We start from the raw sequence: 22,584 nt of genomic DNA, 5'->3' as shown, positions 1-22,584 counted from the left end.
GGTTTACTGCCTTTCCCAAGCCTGCCCACATTGGTATGGCATGGTTTTCCCGTCGTTCAAACCAAAGTCTCGGCAATGGCCTCTGCATAAGTTGGGAGCCTCCGGGTTGCCTGCCGGTAGGTAGGTAACTCAGTTGCCTGCTGGCAGGTAGATAACTCAATTGCCTGCTGGTAGGTAGGTAGCTCAGCTCCCTGCTGGTAGGTAGATGACTCAATTGCCTGCTGGTAGGTAGGCAGCTCAATTGCCTGCTGGTAGGTAAGCAATTCAGTTGCCTGCTGGTTGGAGGTGGGCAAATGCATTGCCTGCGGGTGGACCGCCCGCTGTGCTTCCGGCCGTTGTGCAGGGCGCTCTGGGGCTGGTGGCGTAATATCATCCTGGCGTGTATCAATCGTAACAGGCTGGTGAGGAAATCGGTAATAAAACGGCTTTACTGAGGCCATTTGTAAAAGACGACAGGTTGAAGCTTCAGGATTGGTGGTCCGCAAAGCCTTAACGCTCAGATAAACAGCTCTACAGTATTTGCTCACTAACAAAGCACAGCACAGCCCTCCAAACATCGCGAAAAAAAAGGGCATTGGCCGCACGGGGTGCGGGGGTACAGAGTCACACAAAGCCACGGCTTCATCAGAAGCATCCGCGCAATCGTACAGTGAGTCACAGGTCAAATTGATAGGAATACACTGTATGGCATTGTTGCAAATAAAGTTATCCTGAATATTCTCATAGCATTGGCTCAGCCTTTCGGAGCAATGTGCCCCTTCGTCTGACTTATCAAAGCAATCGAATGTGCCGTCACACACCCGATTTTTCTGGATGCATTCATCGTTGCTGCACGGCACTTCTCTATCGAGACATCCCTGATTAGCCGTGACCAGCGCAGGTAATGCAGACAGCACCACCAGGCTCTCTTTTAACCCCGGACAGACGAGACCAATCTCCGGTGAATCCATTATTTGCTGAAAGGCAAAACCTGCCAGATTGCGTATCAGGCTATTGCCGAGCTGAATGGCACCTTGAGTGAACTGGCAGATCCGGTAATCAGACAGGGTGCATCCCCGGGTCTTGTTACCCGGGTATACCACTGGGCTGGCCGGTACCGTCGAGACGCTTCTGCTCATGTAACTGCTACGGACAGCTTCTCGGGCAGCGGTATGCGTGTTGGACGAAGATGTTGGACGCTGGCGGGGGATCGGTTGCATGGGTGTGAGGGCCTGGACAGAGTGGATAGCTGACTGCTCTTCTGACTATCTGATAACGGTTAAGTTCAGGTCGCTTTCACCATCAATATAACCCGGAGCCTCAGGGTGTCCGGTAGAGGCGCTTTAATGAGAACCAGCCACGGTTGAGGGAGGCGATATGCTCACTTCCGGGGTACAGCAGCTTGAACGTACTGAAAACATGCCCGAGACTTCTGGCCTGACAGACAATACCGAATAGCCATTCGGTGATTTCAATGGGGGTCAGGCTCGGGGTGACCCGTTCAGCAATGCTCAATACATCCACCTCAAAGTTTTCCGGATCCGGTAGCTGCTGGTATTGAATACCTGTTTTTCGGATGATGCTCTGCAACAGCAGATCGCGAGCCTGGTTCAGATGCGCAGCGCACGAGTTGCAAGCATTTTTTTGCCCATGCCCAACATCCTCAAACAATGGCTGCTCTGCTGCATTAATATGTTCCCATGCCAGGTGTTCCATCAAGACTTCGCTGCCGTGCTTTCTGCGGATTTTGTCCAGCTTTGGGCTGAGCCAGGCGATCTGCTCTTCATGGGTGTGAATCAATTGTTTTTTCCGGTTGAAAAACTGCTGTAACAGGCTGTGTACCGAACGATCCCATTGACTTGTCAGTCGATTCCTGACAAAACCGGGCAGGTCTGCCCTGCGCTCTTTATTGGCAACAGGGTCAGCGTCTTTCAGGAGCGGTGGTTGGGCCCTGTCCTGCTGAACCAGTGGTTGCTTCGTTGGGGCACCGGGGCTGCCCGGGGCTTGATCGGCTGCAGGTGCAGCGATGTTGCAGTCGGCATTGCAGGTATCATTATCCACGCCCTTATCCTGAAACAGCGCACTGCCATCCGCTGGCTGAAGGTGCCTTGCCGGGCACTGCGGTTGATTGCTGGCAGGTTCACGCCCCTGGTGCTCGGTCGGGGAATTTTTCCGCTGACGTGTTCCGTGACGGTTATCTTTCTCTCCGTTGATGTATTGCTGAATATCCTCTGGTGTCAGGCGACGCAGGTAGCGCGTATCTTTTGCCTTGATTCGGACATATTCAATTTTTGACCGCAAATAATCCTGAAATGACGGGCTGAGATAACCGCAGTCCTCCGTTGCCGGGTCCTCGTCGGGGGGATCCACCAGCGTTTGCAGTTGCTGATCCATCTGCTCATAACATCGACAGGCATTGCAGTAGTCGCCGATTTCTGCAAACAGGTCACCGGCCCGAAGATTTAATGGAATGAATTTTCCCCGGCTGGCGGCTTGTTCATACCATGTCGCCGCCTTCTCCGGTGATGGATGGTTAATTAATTGCTGCTCATGGAGCCAGCCCATTAGAAAACAGGCGTAACCATGGAGACTATCCGGTAAGGGCGGTTCGCTGCCCACGGCCTGTTTCAGCAGTTGAAAAGCCTCCATCACTTTCTGGCGATGCCGGGGCATGTTGTAAATGCGGGTTTTGTCATTAGGTTTGGGGTAGGTCATGACGTTGAAAATATAAGCGAATGCCGTCACCAGGTCCTCAGGTTCCGGAAACGGTTTTGGAAACGGTGTCTCGCCCTTAACCCAGGTAGCAGAGGAAGCAGCCTGGCCCTCTTTTTCGTTTCTGACAAACACTGCCTGAGCGGTTTGAGTGGTCATTTCCACATCCTTAAACCATGCAACATCGGCTCTCTGGGTAACGATACTGGCGGCTTTACTGGCTGGGGTAGAGCTTTGCTGGTCGGCAAATGCATCGTCTGACACACCCAGGTTTATTGCTGTTAACTGATGAGTCGTGCGGGCGTAGTCATAAGCAATAGCAGTATGTAATGCCTTGTATAGCAGTCCGTGTTCATCGTCTGGCTCAGGAAGATAACCGGGTTTATCACGCAGGTGCCAAAGCAGAAATTCATATCTGGAAAACAGCAAAACCGGCGAATCACAGGCTGAGTAAGGGTAAAGATTATTGATTACTGTGGATTGACGGGCTATGTCAGCCAGCCGTTGCGCTATGGCAAAGGGAGATGCCAAAGGTTCGGTGTTGGGATACAGACCACTGTCGATGAGTAGTTTGAACCATTGATCCGACAGCCGTTCCTGCTGACCAGAGCGAAACTGTTTTATTTTCTCTACATCACTGGCCTGGCTGATTGCGCCGTTGTTTAAAGCGTACTGTATCAACCAGGATCTTAACTGGTTCCGGGTTTGCCCGGCATCCAGTATGCTGGCAGCCGCCCAATGCCTATAAGCCTTCTTGCGTTTGCTGCTGGCCTTTTCCAGCAGTGATGATGAGGTATCAGCCGGTGCCTTTTCCAGGTGCTGCTCATGCATTTTCAGCAACCTTTCTGACTCAATCAGGTGGCATGCGCCCAGTGCCAGCAGCGCCCCGGGGTTGAGGCTGGCGGGCGTATCCGTCGGGCCGACTTTAACAACCCTGCGCTCGTTTTCAATCAGGGTACCGCCCACCTTCTGCCTTGGATAGAGTTGATGCACTTTCCTGCAGGTACAGATGTAGGGTGGTTTTATATCTTCTAACGGACAACAATCACCCCAGAACCACAGGTTAAACCTTCTTATTCCGGTTTTATCATCAAGTGCTGGAGAGAAGTTGCTGTTAACAGCAACGTCCAGCAGTGTTTTGGCCTGATCATTAAACGACCAGTGTTGGTTTGCCAGGCACATTGACCGAACGACATCATGATCAACGCTGACTTTCCTGCCCGCAAAAAAATGCGCTTCGGCAGTCGCGCTTACTGTATCGCCCCGGTCGATAAGCGCCCTGTCCACGAGTTGGTTATAACTCAGTCTCTGCACAGTTCGGTCCCGTACAAAACAGCCTGGAGTATAAAAAGCTGCTCATCTGAAAATAAGAAAGCTAACTGGATTAACAATCATGTAGACAGGATAAAGAAAAGATCGTTCTGTAAATAAAAAAAAACGCCTCCGCAATTGAAGATGTTGCCGTCGCAACAGAGTGGATGCATCACTGCAGTCGTATATTTCATTTGGTTACGAAGGGAACTATTGGCGGATTAAACAGACTAAACGTTGACAGCATAAGTTCTTTGTCTGTGCAGAGTGATTAAGTTATTCAGCCCCCATGAACAGCAATAAGTAGCTGGCCATATGGAATCATATATTTCTGGCTACTTGGGCAGGTGCTATGTGAGGCACAACGGAGGGAGCATAGCCGTAGCTATGTGACCGGAGTTGTAACGAAGCAGAGTGCCTGAACAAGGAGTCAGAAATATATGATTTCATATGGTTAGCTACTTATCTACGTCTCAACAAAAAGGTTTTTTTATGCTTGATCCAATAGGAGATAATAAAACTGTTTATACCATGCAATCGACTGACCCTCCCACTGGCCATGCTGCCATGGCAGGAATGGCAGAGGAAAGTGCGACATTTAATAAGTCATTAACAACCGTTAAACAGAATGTTGTTACTCTTGTTTTACAAGCCGCTGAGCAGAATAAATGTCAAGCAGACCAGATTGTCAGTCCACTGATTGATCATCTTATAAAACGTTTTCAACTGCCTGAACCGAACCGTCTGCAGGTCAGTACCGCTGCAAGAAACCCTAATAAACCCGATGACTGGCTATGGGACCAATGGCAAGAGAAACATTATGAACCCTCCTGGTCGGGGAAAGACTGCTACTACCCAAAATCACAGGAGAATGTAAATAAAGTTATATGTGCACTTCACGCTCAAATAAGCTTCGATGACACATTTACAGCCTGTCAAAGTCTACCTTATCTAAGGGAACAATTTGGTCTTGCCCCAGTTCGGGAGAGCCAGAATTTTCTGGAACTTTCACAGCTATTTAGCCAATCTTTAAAACCACTGACACCATTTATTCGCCAATGCATTGCGGCAGGTTTGTTCACAAAAAACTTTATTAATGAATTGTATGCGATGTGAACGTCCCGGTTTCAGGTCTCGAACCTTGAATAAACTGACGAATTATTTTATCGACCAACATGACGATAAAAAACCTGAGAAAAACATTCAGGCAGGGAGCAAACAGCTCTTTTAACTCTTGCTAAAAACATGGCCGTTGCCATACCCGCATATTCACTAAGATGAAACCGATTTGCTAATGCTATTGCTGACATATAAAGGACTTTTCCACCTCCTTCAAAATTTCCCAGAATCGATCCGTCGAATTTAGGCTCATGACCATCATTTAACGACGTGACGAATTCCGGCTGAGATAGAATTCTTGCAATAGCTTCATCCTGACTGATATTGTACCGGTTCATTGCTGTACTTATCAGCCAACCAAAAAGGCTGCTGGTATCTCCTTTATCCATCTGCATAACCCCTCTAGCCCCAGGGGTGTATGAGCTTGCAGCAACGATCCCTACGCCAAACAACCATTGGCTTACTTGCATTCCCATACGCTGTATCTGATATTTTTCCGGATACTTGGCAATCAGCTCAGGATTGACAAAAAAACTATCCTCATCTGGCAGGTTCTGCCACCCCTCATCTATTCGTTGCAGCATGAGTGAAAAGAAATAAGAATCTAACTCATCAATATCGGAGGATATCGTTTCGAGGCCTTCAACGACCCACTCTTCATAGGTGCCTCGAATATCAGCAATAACAGCATCAACAGCAGCCTTCATCGCCTCTTTGTATTTTTTACCATTATCTTCGCTTGGTATCATCGTAATTCGGAAGGGCCGGAGCTTACTCCCCACAAGATCGGCCAGATTATCATCAAAAACATGAAGATCTTTTTTAAATTCATCCAGTTTGTCTCGAAAAGCGGGTTTTATTCTTTGTCCATTTAGTCTGTCAAAGGTTCTATAGATGATTTTCTTTGAAAAAAGCTCTGTTTCTATATCACTTTGCACCTCGATCTCTTTCTCTTTAGCAATATGTGCTTCTGCATCTGTCTTTAATCTTATTGTCCGTCCGAAAGCCCCTCCAGTGTCCTTCCACTCACCATTCAAGCATGGTGAGCGATGCCTTAGACAACAACTTCCAGATTTCACACCGGTGTTAATCATTGTTAGAAGCCCTGTTTTGGTTTTCAGGAACCCATGATCAGAAACGCCAGGCTGATCAATAAGCTTCTGAGCAACCAAGATAGCACTTCCTGTAAAAATGAAAGGCTGGAGTAATACAATAAGTGCAAAAAGCCAACGTGCAGACATCACCACCAATTTATTCACTTACATTTATAATTCACGATACTATTTCAAGTTCCAGTTCCAGAAAATTGCAAGGCTGTTAATACAATGCAGAAAAAAATTCCTGCCAATTTGATCACCGGTTTCCTGGGCTCCGGTAAAACCACCGCCATTCTGCACTTACTCAGGCAGAAGCCCGAAAACGAAACCTGGGCTGTGCTGGTCAATGAGTTTGGCGAAGTCGGTATTGATGGTGCCCTGTTACAGGGCTCTTCGGCACGTAATGATGTATTCGTGCGAGAAGTGCCCGGTGGCTGTATGTGCTGCGTGGCCGGGCTCCCCATGCAGATTGGCCTTAATATGCTGATCGCCCGCAGCAAACCGGACCGGCTGCTGATTGAGCCCACCGGGTTGGGCCATCCCCAGGAAATTATTAACACACTGCAAGGAGAGTATTACCGTGAGATTCTGAGCCTGGAAGCCAGTATCTGCCTTGTGGATCCGCGCAACCTTGAAGATACCCGATACCTTGAGAATGACAATTTTCGGGATCAGATTCATCTGGCCGATGTTCTGGTAGCCAACAAAACTGACTTATCCTGCGAAACTGACCGTAGGCGTTTTGAGCAGTTTGCAGACCAGCTACCGTTGCCAAAACCTGAAACGGCCTGGGTAAAGCAGGGGGCACTTTCCGTAGAGTGGCTGGATCTTCCTCACCGTGATCGTGTGGCGGTTAACCCCAAAGCCCACCATGCACATCAGAAAAGTCCTGATCAGCTCCAGACCACGGAAGCCATGGTTCTCAAGCTACCTGAAGGCCAGCTTTTTCTCCGCAAGGAAAACACAGGCCAGCATCATTTCAGCTGTGGCTGGCTGTTTTCTGAAAGCACTTCGTTTTCATTTGACCGGCTGTTTTCACTGATTCATGCACAAACTGCCCAGCGTCTAAAAGCGGTGGCAAAAACAGACCAGGGGGTGAAAGGTTTTAATATGCAGGATGGCATTGTCAGTGTGATAGAGATTGAAGAAACGTCAGATAGCCGCCTGGAAATCATCAGCAGCGCACCTATGGACTGGGATGACTTTGAAACCAGGCTACAGGAAACCATTATTTTCCAACCGGCAGCATAAGCCGGTTTTTTCAGTAAATTGTGCTGTTATTTCAGTAAGAACTTTCTCCTGAAAAGAGCCGTCATCTGAAAACTCCATCCATGCATCGGGGCTCCAACCGGGAAAAAAGAATATCCCGATAAAGCTGGTTACCCTCTACCACTTCTGCAAGAAAAGCTTTTCCTTCTCCTGCCTGCCAAAAAATTACTCTTTATCTTATGTCTAACATTTATTAGACCCAGAATTTGAACTTTCCTACCCGACATCTTGTCAATTTAAGTGATAAGTAGTTAACCAAATGAAACTAAATCAACAACATATTTTCATATTGATAATAAATTCTCAGGATAATTGTGATGAATTTCGATAAAATAAACCTCCGCCCTGATTCTGGCAATGGTTTCAGTGCACACTCTCAAGATACTGAAAGCGGGCAAGTCGATTTTGGCCCCTTTTGTGTAGATATATCCCCAACCCCGGCTGACACTCATTTGTCTCAAGTAGGTGGAGTTTCAACTGAAGCTGATCAGGATAATTACACCTTCAGATTTGAAAACGTTGATACTTTTTCATCTGATGAAGCCGTCAGCCACCTGAAGGCTACCCCTGCATTGATTGCAAACACTGGCAAAGTTGTTGAAAAAAATGGAAAATTCCCCGTTGAGTTTATTAATGAAATTACCGACTTATTGAAAAAAAACCATACTCTTACAGAATTTTCCGAATTGATAAAATATAAAAATTCACTGATGTTATTACTGAAACCCCAAGAGGCAAAGGACGAGGACAATATAAGCTGCAATGAATACGTAGATTTAAAAGATATTGTTATTAAGGGCGTCCCGATAACATCAGATTTAGATTTGAAGGAGCATTTACTGAAGCCAGACACTGAGCCAGAAGTAGAAACAGTTTACTCATTTTATAATGGTGATTCGGATACTTCTGACTGGCAAGATACGCGGATTGCCTTTGGAATTCTGAAAAGCGGTGATTCATTCCAGTTCCAATATTTTTTCAATGTCAGTAGACAGAGTTTCGATTTAGATAGCCCTGACCTCATTATTGCACCTGACTGGAAAATTTTGATTGATAATTTAGCAGATGATGATCTGAAAACATTTGTAACAAATATGAGTAAATCCAATTCCGCCTTGTTACACGATTGGCTTAACCCACTCCCAACAGTCAGCCTTACTGATACACGTGAAAAATTAAAAATTGTTTTAAATCCCGATTTATTGGATAAGTTTTGTCAACAAGTGATCAATAATTGAGTCACCTGCTCAAAACGGGCTGTTGCACACCCTATTCACAGGCCAGGTAAGTAGCTGGCCATATGGAATCATATATTTCTGGCTACTTGGGCAGGTGCTATGCGAGGCACAACGGAGGGAGCATAGCCGTAGCTATGTGACCGGAGTTGTAACGAAGCAGAGTGCCTGAACAAGGAGTCAGAAATATATGATTTCATATGGTTAACTACTTATTAATGGGGGCGGCGGCCGGTATCGAACAGCGTAACAACCCTGCCCCTGGATTTCAGTTTTTTTGCCAGGGAATTTCCCATCGTGGATTTTCCTGCTCAATGCGTCCCTTCAATCACAACCAGTAGCATTCTGCTACCTTGTATGCACCACTTCAGAGAGTAAGGCTGATCATGAACTACACTCAGCTATTTATCTTCCTACTGGCAGCCGGTATGGTTAATAATTGCAAAGCATCCAATTCAGTGTCCGACCATGGTAACGGGATATCAATAGCAATGGACGAGATTAACTGGCAGTCTCATTGGGAGAACAATAACATTGGCTTCCATCTTGATCAGGCCAACCCTATGCTGGTTAAACACTGGCCCAAAATACGTGCAGTACCAAAGGATATGGTGTTCGTTCCGTTGTGTGGCAAGAGCCTTGATATGGTTGAGCTCCATAAACAGGGACACTTTGTTATTGGCTCCGAGTTGAGCGTGGTGGCTGTAGAAGCCTTTTTTTCCGAGCAAAACCTCAATTACACAAGGCAGGCAGCAGGTGAACATGAGTACTGGTCCAGCGAACGATTAGCCCTGGTCCGGGGGGATTTTTTTACCCTGACAGCAGAGAGTATTCCGGCCAGATTTGTTTATGACCGGGCAGCCCTGGTTGCACTCCCTCCCGGCAAGCAGGAAGCTTATATAGAACAACTCCTGCGTATCGCACCGGATATTGAGCAAATCCTGCTGATCACGGTCGAATATGATGATACTGCCGCAGCAGCGCCACCATTCAGTATCCCACCCAATCGGGTAAAAGCACTCTACGGTGACCACTTCGAGATCGATCTGATTGAGACACGGGACACCAAACCTTCACCTCGAAAACAGGCCCAGGGTTTGCAGGTAATTACAGAGCATGTTTTCAAACTTGACCGGAAGTAGTTTCTAACTACTTATTCCGAGCCAGCAATGCCAATCCCTTCTCCTGCCTGATATCACCGGGTGGTTTTTTTCTGTCGTCTAACCTCTACTTTTTTATCTGCCATCCACACGTCTTTTGTGATTGATTGGGCTGTAAGCAGGAACTTTTTAAAGAAGGGACAGTCTCAAGCAGAAATTCAATATTTCTAGAATTCAATGAACACTTCCAACGCTGGCCCAAATTTCGGTTTTGTTTATCCGTGTTTTCAGGATTGGTCAGGAACACCTTTAGCAAACCCTTATGCTATCAGCACACATCAAGGTATGGCTGGCTGTTATGTACAGATAGTCAATTCACCCCATGTCAGATATATAAATAAGCACATAACCAACCAGAACATGCCGACTCCTACTACACGTTCCCTTAACGATTTTTCTATTTCTTATTCACCACCCACTGAAAACAAACCACCGTTTCCTGGAATCTATGTACAGGCAGCTCTTGATGCCATTGCACCTTGTGATGTAACCAGGAAAGCCGCTGATGATTTTACAAAAACGGATTTAACCCCAAGAAGCTCTCAACGAATAGCTCAGCAATCACCCTCACAAAATGCATCAGTCAGTTTTGCTCAGTCATCATCGCGTCCAGTGGCTGTAATTGGTCCATTGAATACAGCTACACAACAGCAAGCGTGTAAAGAAACTGGCTGGTTGAAATTAACTGAACCATCCGGTTCTGGTGAACCTCTGCTTGTTTCGCCCAAAGATGACTGCACTTTGGCAAGAGATATGCCAAAGCAGGCAAAAAGTAAAGCCAAATATGCCACATCCGATAAACGCAGGGCTAGCAGGGCCAGATACGCCAAATCCCAAAAAGGCAGAGTCAATAATTCCAGAAGAGTAGCCAGATACACCCAAACTGCTAAAGGTATGAAAATAAAAGCCATATGTAATGCAAGATCAAACGCCTATAGAGCAGCCTTAAAAAAAGGCTTTAGTGAAAAAGTAGCGAGGGAAAAAGGAGAGCTGGCAGCGAATGCAAAAAAAGCAGAATTATCATCACTTCCCTCTCTTCCCCCGCCTTCAGCCCCCCTGACTGAAGGAACATTAACATTCCTGATGAAACTCTCCTCACCCAGAGTGGTAAGCAATCGAAGCTAAAAAACAGCTACCAAACCGGAAAAGTCAGTGGGTTCGGCAGACAGATTTACGTTTACGTAAGGGGAAGCTATACTCAAGTCGTGATTAGAAAGAAGCGTCTTCAACACGCTGCCAATAACGAGCACAGAACCATGTCCGAGAGCACGTTCACTATTTCAGAACTCGCCAGGGAGTTTGACCTCACTCCCAGGGCGATACGCTTTTATGAAGATCAGGGGCTACTCAGCCCAAAGCGTAATGGTCTGCAGCGCGTATATAGCAAGAAGGACCGCGTTCATCTTAAGCTTATTGTCCGGGGCAAGCGTCTTGGCTTAAGCCTGGCTGAATCCAGAGATTTGATTGCGCTGTATGACCCGACGTCCCGAAATAAAAAGCAGCTCCTGGCAATGCTGGATGCCATTGATACGTCCAGTATGCGCCTTGAGCAACAGCTGCAGGACATTCACATAATGCAGGATGAACTTATCGAAGCCAGAAAGCGCTGTGTTAAAGCCCTGAAGGAAAGCGAACAGTAAACCGTTAGATAAAACTCCCACAGCAATAACAATAAAAAGTGAGGAAGCCCAAATGAGCCAATACGCAGAGCTGAATTTCAACCTTGGAGAAACCAACGACATGCTCAGGGAGCAGGTCAGACAGTTTGCGGCAAAAGAGATTGCGCCAAGGGCCATGGAGATCGACCAGACCAACCAGTTCCCCATGGATCTCTGGCAGAAAATGGGGGATATGGGCTTGCTGGGTATCACCGTATCTGAACCGTATGGCGGCTCAGCCATGGGGTATCTTGCCCATGTTATCGCCATGGAAGAGATCAGCAGGGCTTCTGCTGCCGTAGGGCTTAGCTATGGTGCCCACTCCAACCTCTGTGTCAACCAGATTTTCCGGATGGGTAACGATGCGCAAAAAGAACAATATCTGCCTGACTTGATCAGTGGCCAGGCCATTGGCGCACTGGCCATGAGTGAACCGGAAGCCGGTTCCGATGTCGTCAGTATGAAGCTCAGGGCCGAAAAGAAAGGCGACCGCTTTATCCTGAACGGTAACAAAATGTGGATCACTAATGGCCCTGATGCCTCCACCTGCGTGATCTATGCCAAAACGGAACCGGAAAAAAGATCCCGTGGCATTACCGCCTTTATTGTTGAAAGGGACTTCCCCGGATTCTCCAGGGCCCAGAAACTGGACAAACTGGGCATGCGGGGTTCAAACACCTGCGAACTGGTGTTTGAGGACTGTGAAGTGCCTGCCCGAAACGTGCTGGGCAACCTCAATGGCGGTGTTGAAGTGCTGATGAGCGGACTGGACTACGAGCGGGTGGTGCTTTCAGGAGGCCCCACCGGCATCATGCAGGCCTGCCTGGATGTGGTTCTGCCTTACATTCATGACCGTAAACAGTTTGGCCAGTCCATCGGTGAGTTTCAGCTGATTCAGGGCAAGGTTGCCGATATGTACACCCGGATGAATGCCTGCAAAGCTTACCTCTATGCTGTCGCTGGTGCCTGTGACCGTGGCGAAACAACCCGCAAGGATGCGGCTGGCGTTATTCTCTACTGTGCCGAAACAGCAACAGCACTGGCACTGGATGCCATCCAGATACTCGGTGGCAATGGCTATATCAATGACTACCCCACCGGACGCCTGTTAAGGGATGCCAAACTGTACGAGATCGGTGCCGGCACATCGGAAATCCGTCGTATGCTGATCGGCCGGGAGCTGTTTCAGGAAACCGGACATTAAACGGAGGGGGATTGTCATGGTGGCACTTACCACAACAATAGCCATAGACAGCGCAGAATTTAATGACAACCGTCGTCAAATGCAGGCACTGGTTGATGAACTGCAGCAGAAGTCTGATCACCTGAAACAGGGAGGCCCTGAAAAGGCCCGCCAAAAACACATCAGCAAAGGCAAACTGCTGCCCAGAGATAGAATCGCCCTGTTGCTGGACCCTGGCTCCCCATTTATGGAAGTCGGACTTTTTGCGGCCGACAAGGTCTACAGCGAAGCAGTACCCTGTGCCGGCGTGGTGGCCGGTATTGGCCAGGTTTCAGGCCGTGAGTGCATGATTGTCGCTAACGATGCCACCGTCAAAGGCGGCAGCTACTTTCCACTCACTGTTAAAAAGCATTTAAGAGCCCAGGCCATCGCCGAGCAGAATCACCTGCCCTGTATCTACCTGGTGGATTCCGGTGGTGCCAATCTGCCCAGACAGGATGAAGTGTTTCCTGACCGGGAACACTTTGGCCGGATTTTCTTTAATCAGGCCAATATGTCGGCCAGGGGGATTCCACAAATTGCTGCGGTGATGGGTTCCTGCACGGCCGGCGGCGCTTATGTTCCTGCCATGGCAGATGAAAGCATTATTGTCCGCGGTCAGGGCACCATTTTCCTTGCTGGCCCTCCCCTGGTGAAAGCCGCCACCGGTGAAGAGATTAGCGCTGAGGCACTCGGCGGTGCAGACGTTCATTGTCGTCAATCCGGCGTGGCCGACCATTACGCCAATGATGATGCCCATGCCATCCGCCTGATTCGACAATCGGTGTCCCGCCTGAATCGGGTAAAGAAAAGTTATTACGATCTCCGGCCAGGTACTGAACCACTGTATGACATCGAAGAGCTCTATGGGGTTGTCCCTTCCGACCTGAGACAACCCTATGACGTCAGGGAAGTCATCGCCCGTATTGTTGATGGCTCCGATTTTGATGAGTTCAAGGCGCTGTTTGGGGAAACGCTGGTGTGTGGCTTTGCCCGAATCCATGGGCATCCGGTGGGGATTGTTGCCAACAACGGCATACTCTTTTCCGAATCCGCCCAGAAAGGTGCGCACTTTATCGAACTGTGCTGTCAGCGCAAAATGCCACTGGTATTTCTCCAGAATACCACCGGTTATATGGTGGGATCCCAGGCGGAGTCCGGAGGTATTGCCCGCCATGGCGCGAAAATGGTCAACGCCGTTGCCTGTGCCAGAGTCCCCAAATTCACGGTGATAATCGGCGGCAGCTTTGGTGCAGGCAATTATGGCATGTGTGGCAGAGCCTACGACCCCCGGTTTCTCTGGAGTTGGCCCAATGCCCGTATTTCGGTGATGGGCGCAGAACAGGCCGCCAATGTCCTGGTCCAGGTCAAACGTGATGCCATGGAAAAACAGGGTCAGGCATTAAGTGAAAAGGAAGCCCGGGCCATTCGTCAGCCCATTCTTGAGAACTACAATCACCAGGGCAACCCTTACTACGCCAGTGCACGACTCTGGGATGACGGGGTGATTGATCCGGCGGATACCCGTACCGTCCTTGGACTGGGTCTTTCTGCGGCAATGAATGCCCCCATTGAAGACACCCGCTTTGGCATATTCAGGATGTAAGGTGCACATCACAATGAACTATAAAAACCTGACCCTTGATATCAGTGACCAAACCCGTCAGATCGCTACGCTCTGTCTCAACCGACCTGAAACCGGCAACGCCCTGAATAAAGAGCTGATTGCTGAAATGCACCAGGCTTTTGATCAGATTGAGCAGACGCCCACCCGCCTGCTGATACTCAAAGCCAACGGTAAACATTTCTGTACCGGTGCTGACCTCAACTGGATGAAACAGTCGAAAGCACTGAGCAAAGAAGAAAATCATCAGGATGCACGACAACTGGCCAGCCTGATTCAACGGCTGGACCGGTTCCCTGCCCCTACTATAGCGGTGGTCCAGGGTGCAGCATTTGGTGGTGCCCTGGGGCTGATCACCGTCTGCGATATCGCCATCGCCGGTCGATCAGCAAAGTTCTGCCTGAGCGAAGTCAAGCTTGGGCTTATTCCTGCGATCATCAGTCCCTATGTTGTTCGAGCCATGGGAACACGCCAGGCACGACGCTATTTTCTCAGTGCAGAAACCATCTCAGCCAAACAGGCTCTGCGCCTGAACCTGATTCATGAACGGTGTAAAGAGCAGGATTTATCATCGACAGTCGAAGCACTTTGTGACCAAATCATTCAAAACGCCCCGGTTGCCATGGCTGAAGCGAAACGATTAATTGATGACGTCAATCATCGGCTGATTGATGAAGACCTCATTAATCTGACCTGCGAACGGATTGCCAGTATTCGTATTTCACCGGAAGGTCAGGAGGGATTGAGCGCTTTTCTGGAAAAGCGTGCTCCGGGCTGGGGAGAGCCATTAGCCAGTAAAAAGCCATCAGCCAATGAAAAGCCATCAGCAGAGGAGCAACACCATGATTAAGCGCCTGCTGATTGCCAACCGTGGGGAAATCGCCTGTCGTATTATAAAAACAGCCAATGCCATGGGTATGGAAACCATTGCCCTCTATTCCGATGCCGACCATCGGGCTCTCCATACGACCATGGCCACTAAAGCAGTCTATGCTGGCCCAAGCCCTGCTCTTGAGAGTTACCTGGATATTGAGAAAATATTGTCCATAGCAGAACAGGAAAAGGCGGATGCCATTCACCCCGGTTATGGCTTCCTGTCGGAAAATGCCGACTTTGCCCTGGCCTGCCAGCAAAAAGGCATTATCTTCGTAGGCCCTCCAGCTTCGGCCATTGATGCCATGGGCTCAAAAAGTGAAGCCAAGAAAATCATGGCAGAGGCCGGAGTCCCTCTGGTTCCCGGTTACCACGGCGAGCACCAGAGTAACCAGCAGCTGATGGCTGAAGCTGGACACATTGGTTACCCCCTGCTGATCAAGGCTGCTTTTGGTGGCGGCGGTAAAGGGATGCGTGTTGTTGAACATTCAGAGCACCTGGAGCAGCAGCTGGAGTCGGCAAGGCGTGAAGCAGAAAAAGCTTTCGGCAATGACCAACTGCTACTTGAACGTTTTGTCACAAAAGCGCGGCATGTAGAAGTTCAGATTTTCTTTGACCAACAGGGAAATGGTGTGTTCCTTTTTGACCGGGACTGCTCTTTGCAGCGCCGACATCAAAAAGTGATTGAAGAAGCCCCCGCCCCCGGCCTGACTCCCGGACTGCGCGAAGCCATGGGCAATGCCGCCGTCGCCGCCGGAAAAGCCATCGGCTATCAAGGGGCGGGTACCGTGGAGTTTCTGCTTGATGGTGATCAATTCTACTTTATGGAGATGAATACCCGCCTCCAGGTAGAGCATCCGGTAACGGAAATGGTCACCGATCTGGACCTGGTTGAGTGGCAGTTAACCGTGGCCTCCGGCCAGCCTCTGCCATTGGATCAGACATCATTACACGGCCATGGCCATGCCATTGAAGCCCGGTTGTATGCAGAAAACCCAAGGCTGGATTTTCTACCCACCTCCGGACGCATTCTGGCCCTGGAATGGCCAGAGACCCATGGCAACCTGCGTATTGATACCGGTATTCAGGCCGGTGACAGCATCACCGCCTGGTACGACCCCATGATGGCAAAAATCATTGCCAGAGGCCCCAGCCGACAAGCTGCAATAGCGCAGCTTCAGACGGCGCTGGCCCAGTATTATCAGGCAGGGATCTGCGATAACCGGGACTTCCTGGCGCATCTGCTGGCAACGCCGGCATTTATTGATGCCAAACTCAGTACTGACTTTATTGATCATCACCCTTTTCCCGCTTTATCCCCGGAGCAAAGAGAGCAGCTGTTAGCGGTTGCGGCTATTTATCAGTTTGAATGTGGCAACCTCGCCAGACCGGATGAGTTACTGCCAACCTCATTTGGCTCCACTTTCAGCACAGAATCCCTGGTTCAGCTTTATCTGGATGAACAGCGCTGGCTGGTCAGGATCGATAAACAGTCCAACCGTTATCTACTCCGTATCGGAGATAAATCACTGACGATAACCGCCAACGTTAACCACGAAACCTGCGGCGCATCCGTGAGCCTCCGTTTTGACACCACAGACGCAGAGAAATTACAGCCAATCATTTGCCGTATAGTTCACCAGCCCGGGGAATTATTGAAAGTCATTCTTCCAAAAATCAGCTATGAAGTTGCACTCCCCGGCCATCCCATGGAACAGGAAGACCATCAGGATAATGTACCTCTTGCTCCGATGAGTGGCTCCATCACCTGCGTGATGGTCAATGAGGGCCAGTCTGTGGCGCAGGGAACCCCGCTGCTGATGCTGGAAGCCATGAAGATGGAGCACTGCATCACTGCCAAAGAGTCCGGAACCGTTGAGCGGATACTTTATCAGGCCGGAGACCAGGTTGGGGCAGGTTCACCATTACTGACGTTCATCGAAAAACCATAAAAACAACAACACGGAGTAAAGGGATGTCCAGTGATACCGCCAATTCACAGCAACTGCCTGACAGGGTAACGCTGGTTGAGATGGGTGCCAGAGACGGGCTGCAGAATCAGCCGGAGATACTCACTGCCGGGATTCGCTCTGAGCTGATCAACCGTCTTGCCAGAACAGGACTGAAGCGTATTGAAGCGGGCAGCTTTGTGTCTCCAAAAGCCGTTCCGCAAATGGCAGACTCCCACAACGTTTTTGAGCTTCTTCACCGTCAACCGGGGATCACCTATGGTGCCCTGACCCCAAATCTCAAAGGTTTTGAGGCAGCCCTGGCCGCTGGCGCTGATGAAGTAGCGGTATTTGCTTCAGCCTCAGAAGGGTTCAGTCAGAAAAATATCAACTGTTCCATTGCCGAAAGCCTGCACCGTTTTGAACCGGTTATGGCTGCGGCAAAAAATCACGGTTTAAACGTCAGAGGCTATGTTTCCTGTGTGATGGGATGCCCCTATGAGGGCGAAGTCCACCCTTCCGCTGTTGCCGGGGTAGCCGAACAACTCTGGCAAATGGGCTGCTATGAAATTTCCCTGGGCGACACCATTGGCGTTGGCACGCCCCTCAACGCCAAAAAAGTGCTGGAGCACACTTCCCGGCATATTCCCGTCTCAGCCCTGGCAGCACACTTTCACAATACCTATGGCCAGGCGCTGGCCAATGTTTTAGCACTGCTCGAAGAGGGGCTTTCGATAATTGACAGCTCGGTTGCCGGTCTGGGAGGTTGTCCTTATGCCCCCGGAGCATCAGGCAATCTGGCGACGGAGGATGTGGTCTATATGCTGCACGGTATGGGCATAAAAACCGGGATAAATATGGAGGAACTGCTCAAAGCGGCTACATTCATTTGTGACCAGCTGGGCATACCCTCAAGATCAAATGCCGGGTTGGCATTGAGCCGGTCGATTCATCCTTCCGAGTGAATTACAACTCGCGAATCCAGAGAAGACCCCAGAAAAGAAGCCAAAAGAGAAAGCCAATGTCAGCACTGTGGATACCGGATCAAAACACAATAACATCATCCAATCTTCAGGCGTTTATCAACCGCGTAAAAGAAGTCACAGGTTTGCCACTGGAGGATTATTCTGATCTATACCAATGGAGCATTGAAGAGCGCCCGGCCTTCTGGCAACGGCTGGCAGAATTCTACCGCGTACAATTTCATACCCAACCCTCCGCGCCCTTAATAAACGACAGTATGCCAGGCGCTCAATGGTTTCCTGACTCAACACTGAACTATGCAGAACACCTGCTGCAACAAAGAGATAATAAAACAGCCCTGGTATTCCAAGGTGAGAATGGCCGTCGCCGAACCCTGAGCTACCGGGAACTCTATCAATCAGTAGCCGCAGCTCAACAGGGGTTGATTGAAGTCGGCATCAAAAAGGGGGATCGTATTGCGGCCTTTATGCCCAACTGCCCGGAAACCATTATTCTGATGCTGGCCGCCACAGCGCTCGGGGCAATCTGGTCATCCTGTTCGCCAGATTTTGGTATTCAGGGCGTTCTGGACCGTTTCGGACAGATTGAGCCCCGGCTCCTGCTCACGGTTGACGGTTACTTTTATGGCGGTAAAACCATCGACTGTATGGCAAAAACACCACAGATTCAGCAAAACATCCCATCGCTGGAAACCACGGTCGTTGTGCCTTTTGCCAATCCGGAACCGGATATTGTGCAACTCAACAATGCGGTGCTCTGGACTGATTTCTGCCAGCCATCCAATGAATCGGTGAGTATCGTCCCTGTCGAGTTTAATCATCCACTGTTCATTATGTACTCTTCAGGTACCACTGGCATTCCCAAGTGTATTGTTCATGGTCATGGTGGAACGCTGTTACAGCATTTGAAAGAGCTGGGTCTTCATACCGATCTGAAAGCACAGGACACGATTTTTTACTTTACCACCTGTGGCTGGATGATGTGGAACTGGCTGGTTTCATCACTGGCCCTTGGGGCCACTGTCGTTTTGTACGATGGCTCACCGTTTTATCCCGAACCTGCAACCCTGATGGATATGGCAGAGGCGGAGAAGGTTTCCATTTTTGGTACCAGCGCCAAATACATTGCCGCCCTGCAAAAAGCCGGCGTCAAACCTGCTAGCAGTCATAACCTTCAACATCTCAAAGCCATTCTATCGACAGGCTCTCCCTTGCTGCACGAAAGCTATGACTATGTCTTTCAGGAGGTAAAAGCGGATGTCCGGCTTTCTTCCATATCCGGTGGCACGGACATCATCTCCTGCTTTGCCCTGGGCTGCCCGATACTGCCGGTCTATCGCGGTGAACTGCAATGTCGTGGGCTGGGTATGGATGTTCACTTTGTGGATACCACAGGGTCTCCGCTAACTGAAGCAAAGGGAGAGCTGGTCTGTCAGTCCAGTTTCCCGTCCATGCCCGTTGGCTTCTGGAATGACCCCGATGGCAGCAAGTACCACAACGCCTACTTCAACGAGTTTGCCGGGATCTGGGCTCATGGCGATTACGGCGAGCTGACCCGGCATGGCGGCGTTATTATCCATGGCCGGGCCGATGCCGTATTAAATCCGGGAGGTGTCCGCATTGGTACTGCCGAGATTTATCGCCAGGTTGAAAAGGTAGAAGAAGTACTTGAGAGCATTGCGGTAGGACAGGAATGGGAAGACGACACACGCATTGTGTTGTTTGTGCAGCTTCGTGATGGCGTGACACTTGATGATCAATTGATCCGGAAAATCATCCAGACCATTCGCAGCAACACTACGCCTCGTCACGTTCCCGCCAAAGTTCTGCAGGTCACCGACATTCCAAGAACCATCAGCGGTAAAATCGTCGAGCTGGCAGTGCGTGAAGTTATTCATAACCGGCCGGTAAAAAATACCGATGCCCTGGCCAACCCGGATGCCCTAGATCAGTTCAGACACCGTCAGGAGCTTTTTTCCTGAGCTTTTCAAAGTACCGAAGGGCTCACGCATTTCAGGCTGGCCCGTTTCATGCGCTTCTCGGGAATTTTCACAGCAAAGTAACGCACTCAGGACTATTCTACCCTGCGGGTTGTTTGCTCTTTGTCGTGAGAATCCCCGAGTCAGGCACGAACAGGCCTTCACTACCCGTATGGCATTTTCATTATGCTGGAAGACCGAACAATCCAATTACAAAATCCCATGACTGCCTGTGGCGGTCCCGGGAATTTGAGCGGTAGGAAACCAGCACAATAATTAACGCCATCGTGAGGGAGTGATTTTGATAAATCCACCAACCATGCCCGGCAGCGTTACCGCCAGCGCCTCACAACCAGCAACAAGCCAGTCTGTTGAGCCACAGGGACGGTGGGGGCGGCTGGGTGTGTGTTCAGAATCTGACGCCATACCGTTGTTACAGGACAATAACCGGGAGGCAGATCCGGTAAACGACCACAGTGCAATAAAAAACAGACAGCAAGACGTACCGCCGCAGCATCGTAAACCGGCCAGCACCACACCCCGGACTCGCCAGCTGCCGAACCCGGCCGTGGTGCCAAGTGTTCCGTCCAACCTCGCTGCTGCCAATGGGACAGCCACAGCTGACGATAACAGTGACCGGTGGATAGCGGTGCCGGATGCTGCAACCCTGGGCAAGATCGGCCATGACCCTGACTATCCACTCAATGGTACTTACCGACAGACCGGGGATATTGATGGTAGCCAGTTGGGCCAGCCCATTGGTAATGATACTCACCCATTTACCGGCAGCCTCCGTGGCGAAAACGGCACCATTGGTAATCTCAGCCATTGTCTGGTGCAAACCCTGGGAGCTAATGGCAAGATCGATGGTCTGAGGTTTAACGGTGTCTTTATAAGAGACAAAGGTCCGGTTGCGGTAGCGGCCTGTACCATTGCAGACGCGGCCTTGGTCAGTAATATCCGCGTTAAGAATGCCCATGTAGAAGCCCTTGGCGACAGTGCGGGGATTGCCGGGGGGAATGTCCGGGGAACGGTGCTCAACACCACCGCCGTGAACTGCACAGTGGCAGCCTCCGCTGGCGTGGAAGACGCCGGAGCAGCAGGGATTGGTGCCGGGTTTCTCCGTGATAATGGCAGGGTTGTCGGCACCACTGCGGTGAACTGCACATCGGCCAGCTCTGAATATTCAGGGGCAGCAGGCATCGGTGCAGGGAGGTTTATGGCAGGTGTCAAAGCATGGGGGCGTCGTGATGGTCATGGCACGGTTGCCAACACCACGGCGGTGAACTGCAAAGTTGAAAATTCCGCTCAATATGGCGGTGCAGGCATTGGCGTGGGTACGGCTTTTAATGATGGCACGATTGCTCACACGACGGCGGTGGACTGTACAGTCGAAAACACCGGTGAGGATGGCGACGCAGGCATTGGCCTGGGCAAATCTGTTTTTTTTGACATGGTTGCCAACACCACAGCGGTGAACTGTACCGTGGCCGCTTCCGGTTTGCGTGGCAATGCAGGCATCGGCGCAGGGGGAGGCAGTTTTTCTCTGGCAAATGTTGCTAACACCACAGCCGCAAACTGCACTGTGGCACACTCCGGCCCCGGCGGGAACGCCGGTATCGGAGTGGGCATGGTTGGTGGCGGATTTGAATCTGGAAAGGTTGTTGGCACCACCGCACTGAACTGTACAGTGACAACCTCCGGCAAGAGCGCAGATGTTGGCATCGGGGTGGGAAGATTTTTAACTCATGGCAATCTTGCCTGCACCACAGCAATCAATTGCGAAGTCGACAGTGAGTATGGAGATGCTGGTGTCATGGGTGGTCCTGAAGCTGGTATCTGTAATGTCCGAATCAATGGACAGTGGCAGAACAATACCGACCCTGGTTGTCATCCCTGGCTGGAAAATTTATGTGCAGGTATTGACCCTGGTCTGCTGCCGCCGAATTATCGACCCGATGTTTATAATTTTACGGCACTGGCAAACAATCAAATTCGTCAGTGTGGGTTCTTCCCGACCACAATCCCAACAACAATCCCAACAACAACCCCACCCACATCGGGTAAAAGCAGCTCAAGGGATGTGAACCTGAATCAAGCCGCTTTAGCCGCTATAGCCCTGGGCGGTGTACTCTTGGTGCTGGTGGCTGGCTTGTGCATCTACCGCTACTATCGCAACCGGGCATCGCCTGCGGCTGGCTATAGCCCCCTATTGTCCGGGAGTACAGGAGACAATCCCGTGAACAGATCCCCCGAATGCTCCGTGAACTCACTGCCCGATATTGCCGAAGAAAGCGATGATGATGAATTGGTGCCATTACTCAGGTTGGTATAGCCACCGAAGGTGGTGAAAGTCATTTGCTCACTGAAAGGGCGTTTATCATGAATAGCGTCACAAATTCGATCAACAATTT

General features: G+C 50.0%; 16 protein-coding genes. 13 read left to right on the top strand and 3 right to left on the bottom strand.

Features of this window, described 5'->3' with window-relative positions:
* Window positions 1–56: 56 nt before the first annotated feature.
* Together ACO6UX_RS21495 and ACO6UX_RS21490 are read right to left on the bottom strand one after the other, a co-directional pair.
* On the bottom strand, window positions 57–1,118 hold the full coding sequence (locus tag ACO6UX_RS21495) for an LDL receptor domain-containing protein (protein ID WP_422450339.1): 1,062 nt from the start codon (window positions 1,116–1,118) through the stop codon (window positions 57–59).
* A 181-nt stretch (window positions 1,119–1,299) separates the two neighbouring features.
* Window positions 1,300–4,005, bottom strand: coding sequence for an SEL1-like repeat protein (locus ACO6UX_RS21490; RefSeq protein WP_422450338.1), 2,706 nt, complete (start codon window positions 4,003–4,005; stop codon window positions 1,300–1,302).
* A gap of 489 nt (window positions 4,006–4,494) precedes the next feature.
* Here ACO6UX_RS21490 and ACO6UX_RS21485 point away from each other — a divergent pair, with 489 nt between their 5' ends.
* Window positions 4,495–5,118: a hypothetical protein gene (locus ACO6UX_RS21485; RefSeq protein ID WP_422450337.1), complete on the top strand. Its 624-nt coding sequence runs from the start codon at window positions 4,495–4,497 to the stop codon at window positions 5,116–5,118.
* A gap of 47 nt (window positions 5,119–5,165) precedes the next feature.
* Here ACO6UX_RS21485 and ACO6UX_RS21480 read toward each other — a convergent pair whose 3' ends face one another.
* Window positions 5,166–6,380 (bottom strand): hypothetical protein, encoded by a 1,215-nt coding sequence (locus ACO6UX_RS21480; RefSeq protein WP_422450336.1) that lies wholly within the window; start codon window positions 6,378–6,380, stop codon window positions 5,166–5,168.
* Between the two features lie 66 nt (window positions 6,381–6,446).
* Here ACO6UX_RS21480 and ACO6UX_RS21475 point away from each other — a divergent pair, with 66 nt between their 5' ends.
* The 12 genes from ACO6UX_RS21475 to ACO6UX_RS21420 all read left to right on the top strand — a co-directional run bounded on the left by ACO6UX_RS21475 (window position 6,447) and on the right by ACO6UX_RS21420 (window position 22,505).
* Entirely contained in the window at window positions 6,447–7,469 is a 1,023-nt protein-coding gene (locus tag ACO6UX_RS21475) for a CobW family GTP-binding protein (protein ID WP_422450335.1), read from the top strand.
* Window positions 7,470–7,804: 335 nt separating this feature from the next.
* The gene (locus ACO6UX_RS21470) at window positions 7,805–8,725 is read left to right on the top strand and encodes a hypothetical protein (RefSeq protein ID WP_422450334.1); all 921 of its coding nucleotides are present in this window, start codon (window positions 7,805–7,807) and stop codon (window positions 8,723–8,725) included.
* A gap of 383 nt (window positions 8,726–9,108) precedes the next feature.
* A complete protein-coding gene (locus ACO6UX_RS21465) occupies window positions 9,109–9,864 on the top strand; it encodes a thiopurine S-methyltransferase (protein WP_422450333.1) in 756 nt (251 codons plus the stop codon).
* Between the two features lie 195 nt (window positions 9,865–10,059).
* Window positions 10,060–11,007: a hypothetical protein gene (locus ACO6UX_RS21460; RefSeq protein ID WP_422450332.1), complete on the top strand. Its 948-nt coding sequence runs from the start codon at window positions 10,060–10,062 to the stop codon at window positions 11,005–11,007.
* A 131-nt stretch (window positions 11,008–11,138) separates the two neighbouring features.
* Window positions 11,139–11,522 carry a MerR family transcriptional regulator gene (locus ACO6UX_RS21455; RefSeq protein ID WP_422450564.1) on the top strand — a complete coding sequence of 128 codons (384 nt, stop codon included), beginning with the start codon at window positions 11,139–11,141 and terminating at the stop codon, window positions 11,520–11,522.
* Window positions 11,523–11,574: 52 nt separating this feature from the next.
* Window positions 11,575–12,744: an isovaleryl-CoA dehydrogenase gene (locus ACO6UX_RS21450; protein WP_422450331.1), complete on the top strand. Its 1,170-nt coding sequence runs from the start codon at window positions 11,575–11,577 to the stop codon at window positions 12,742–12,744.
* Between the two features lie 16 nt (window positions 12,745–12,760).
* The gene (locus tag ACO6UX_RS21445) at window positions 12,761–14,368 is read left to right on the top strand and encodes a carboxyl transferase domain-containing protein (RefSeq protein WP_422450330.1); all 1,608 of its coding nucleotides are present in this window, start codon (window positions 12,761–12,763) and stop codon (window positions 14,366–14,368) included.
* 13 nt (window positions 14,369–14,381) lie between these two features.
* Complete coding sequence (locus ACO6UX_RS21440) at window positions 14,382–15,236, top strand: enoyl-CoA hydratase-related protein (protein WP_422450329.1); 855 nt, start codon at window positions 14,382–14,384, stop codon at window positions 15,234–15,236.
* On the top strand, window positions 15,229–17,211 hold the full coding sequence (locus ACO6UX_RS21435; RefSeq protein WP_422450328.1) for a biotin carboxylase N-terminal domain-containing protein: 1,983 nt from the start codon (window positions 15,229–15,231) through the stop codon (window positions 17,209–17,211). Before ACO6UX_RS21440 ends, ACO6UX_RS21435 begins: the two co-directional genes overlap by 8 nt.
* A gap of 23 nt (window positions 17,212–17,234) precedes the next feature.
* Window positions 17,235–18,173, top strand: coding sequence for a hydroxymethylglutaryl-CoA lyase (locus ACO6UX_RS21430; protein WP_422450327.1), 939 nt, complete (start codon window positions 17,235–17,237; stop codon window positions 18,171–18,173).
* 56 nt (window positions 18,174–18,229) lie between these two features.
* Complete coding sequence (locus tag ACO6UX_RS21425) at window positions 18,230–20,173, top strand: acetoacetate--CoA ligase (RefSeq protein WP_422450326.1); 1,944 nt, start codon at window positions 18,230–18,232, stop codon at window positions 20,171–20,173.
* Window positions 20,174–20,471: 298 nt separating this feature from the next.
* On the top strand, window positions 20,472–22,505 hold the full coding sequence (locus ACO6UX_RS21420; RefSeq protein ID WP_422450325.1) for a hypothetical protein: 2,034 nt from the start codon (window positions 20,472–20,474) through the stop codon (window positions 22,503–22,505).
* Window positions 22,506–22,584: the final 79 nt, after the last annotated feature.

This window comes from Endozoicomonas sp. ALB091 (genome assembly GCF_049310265.1).
Lineage (GTDB): Bacteria > Pseudomonadota > Gammaproteobacteria > Pseudomonadales > Endozoicomonadaceae > Endozoicomonas.
This window is presented reverse-complemented; position numbering and strand designations above follow the sequence as displayed.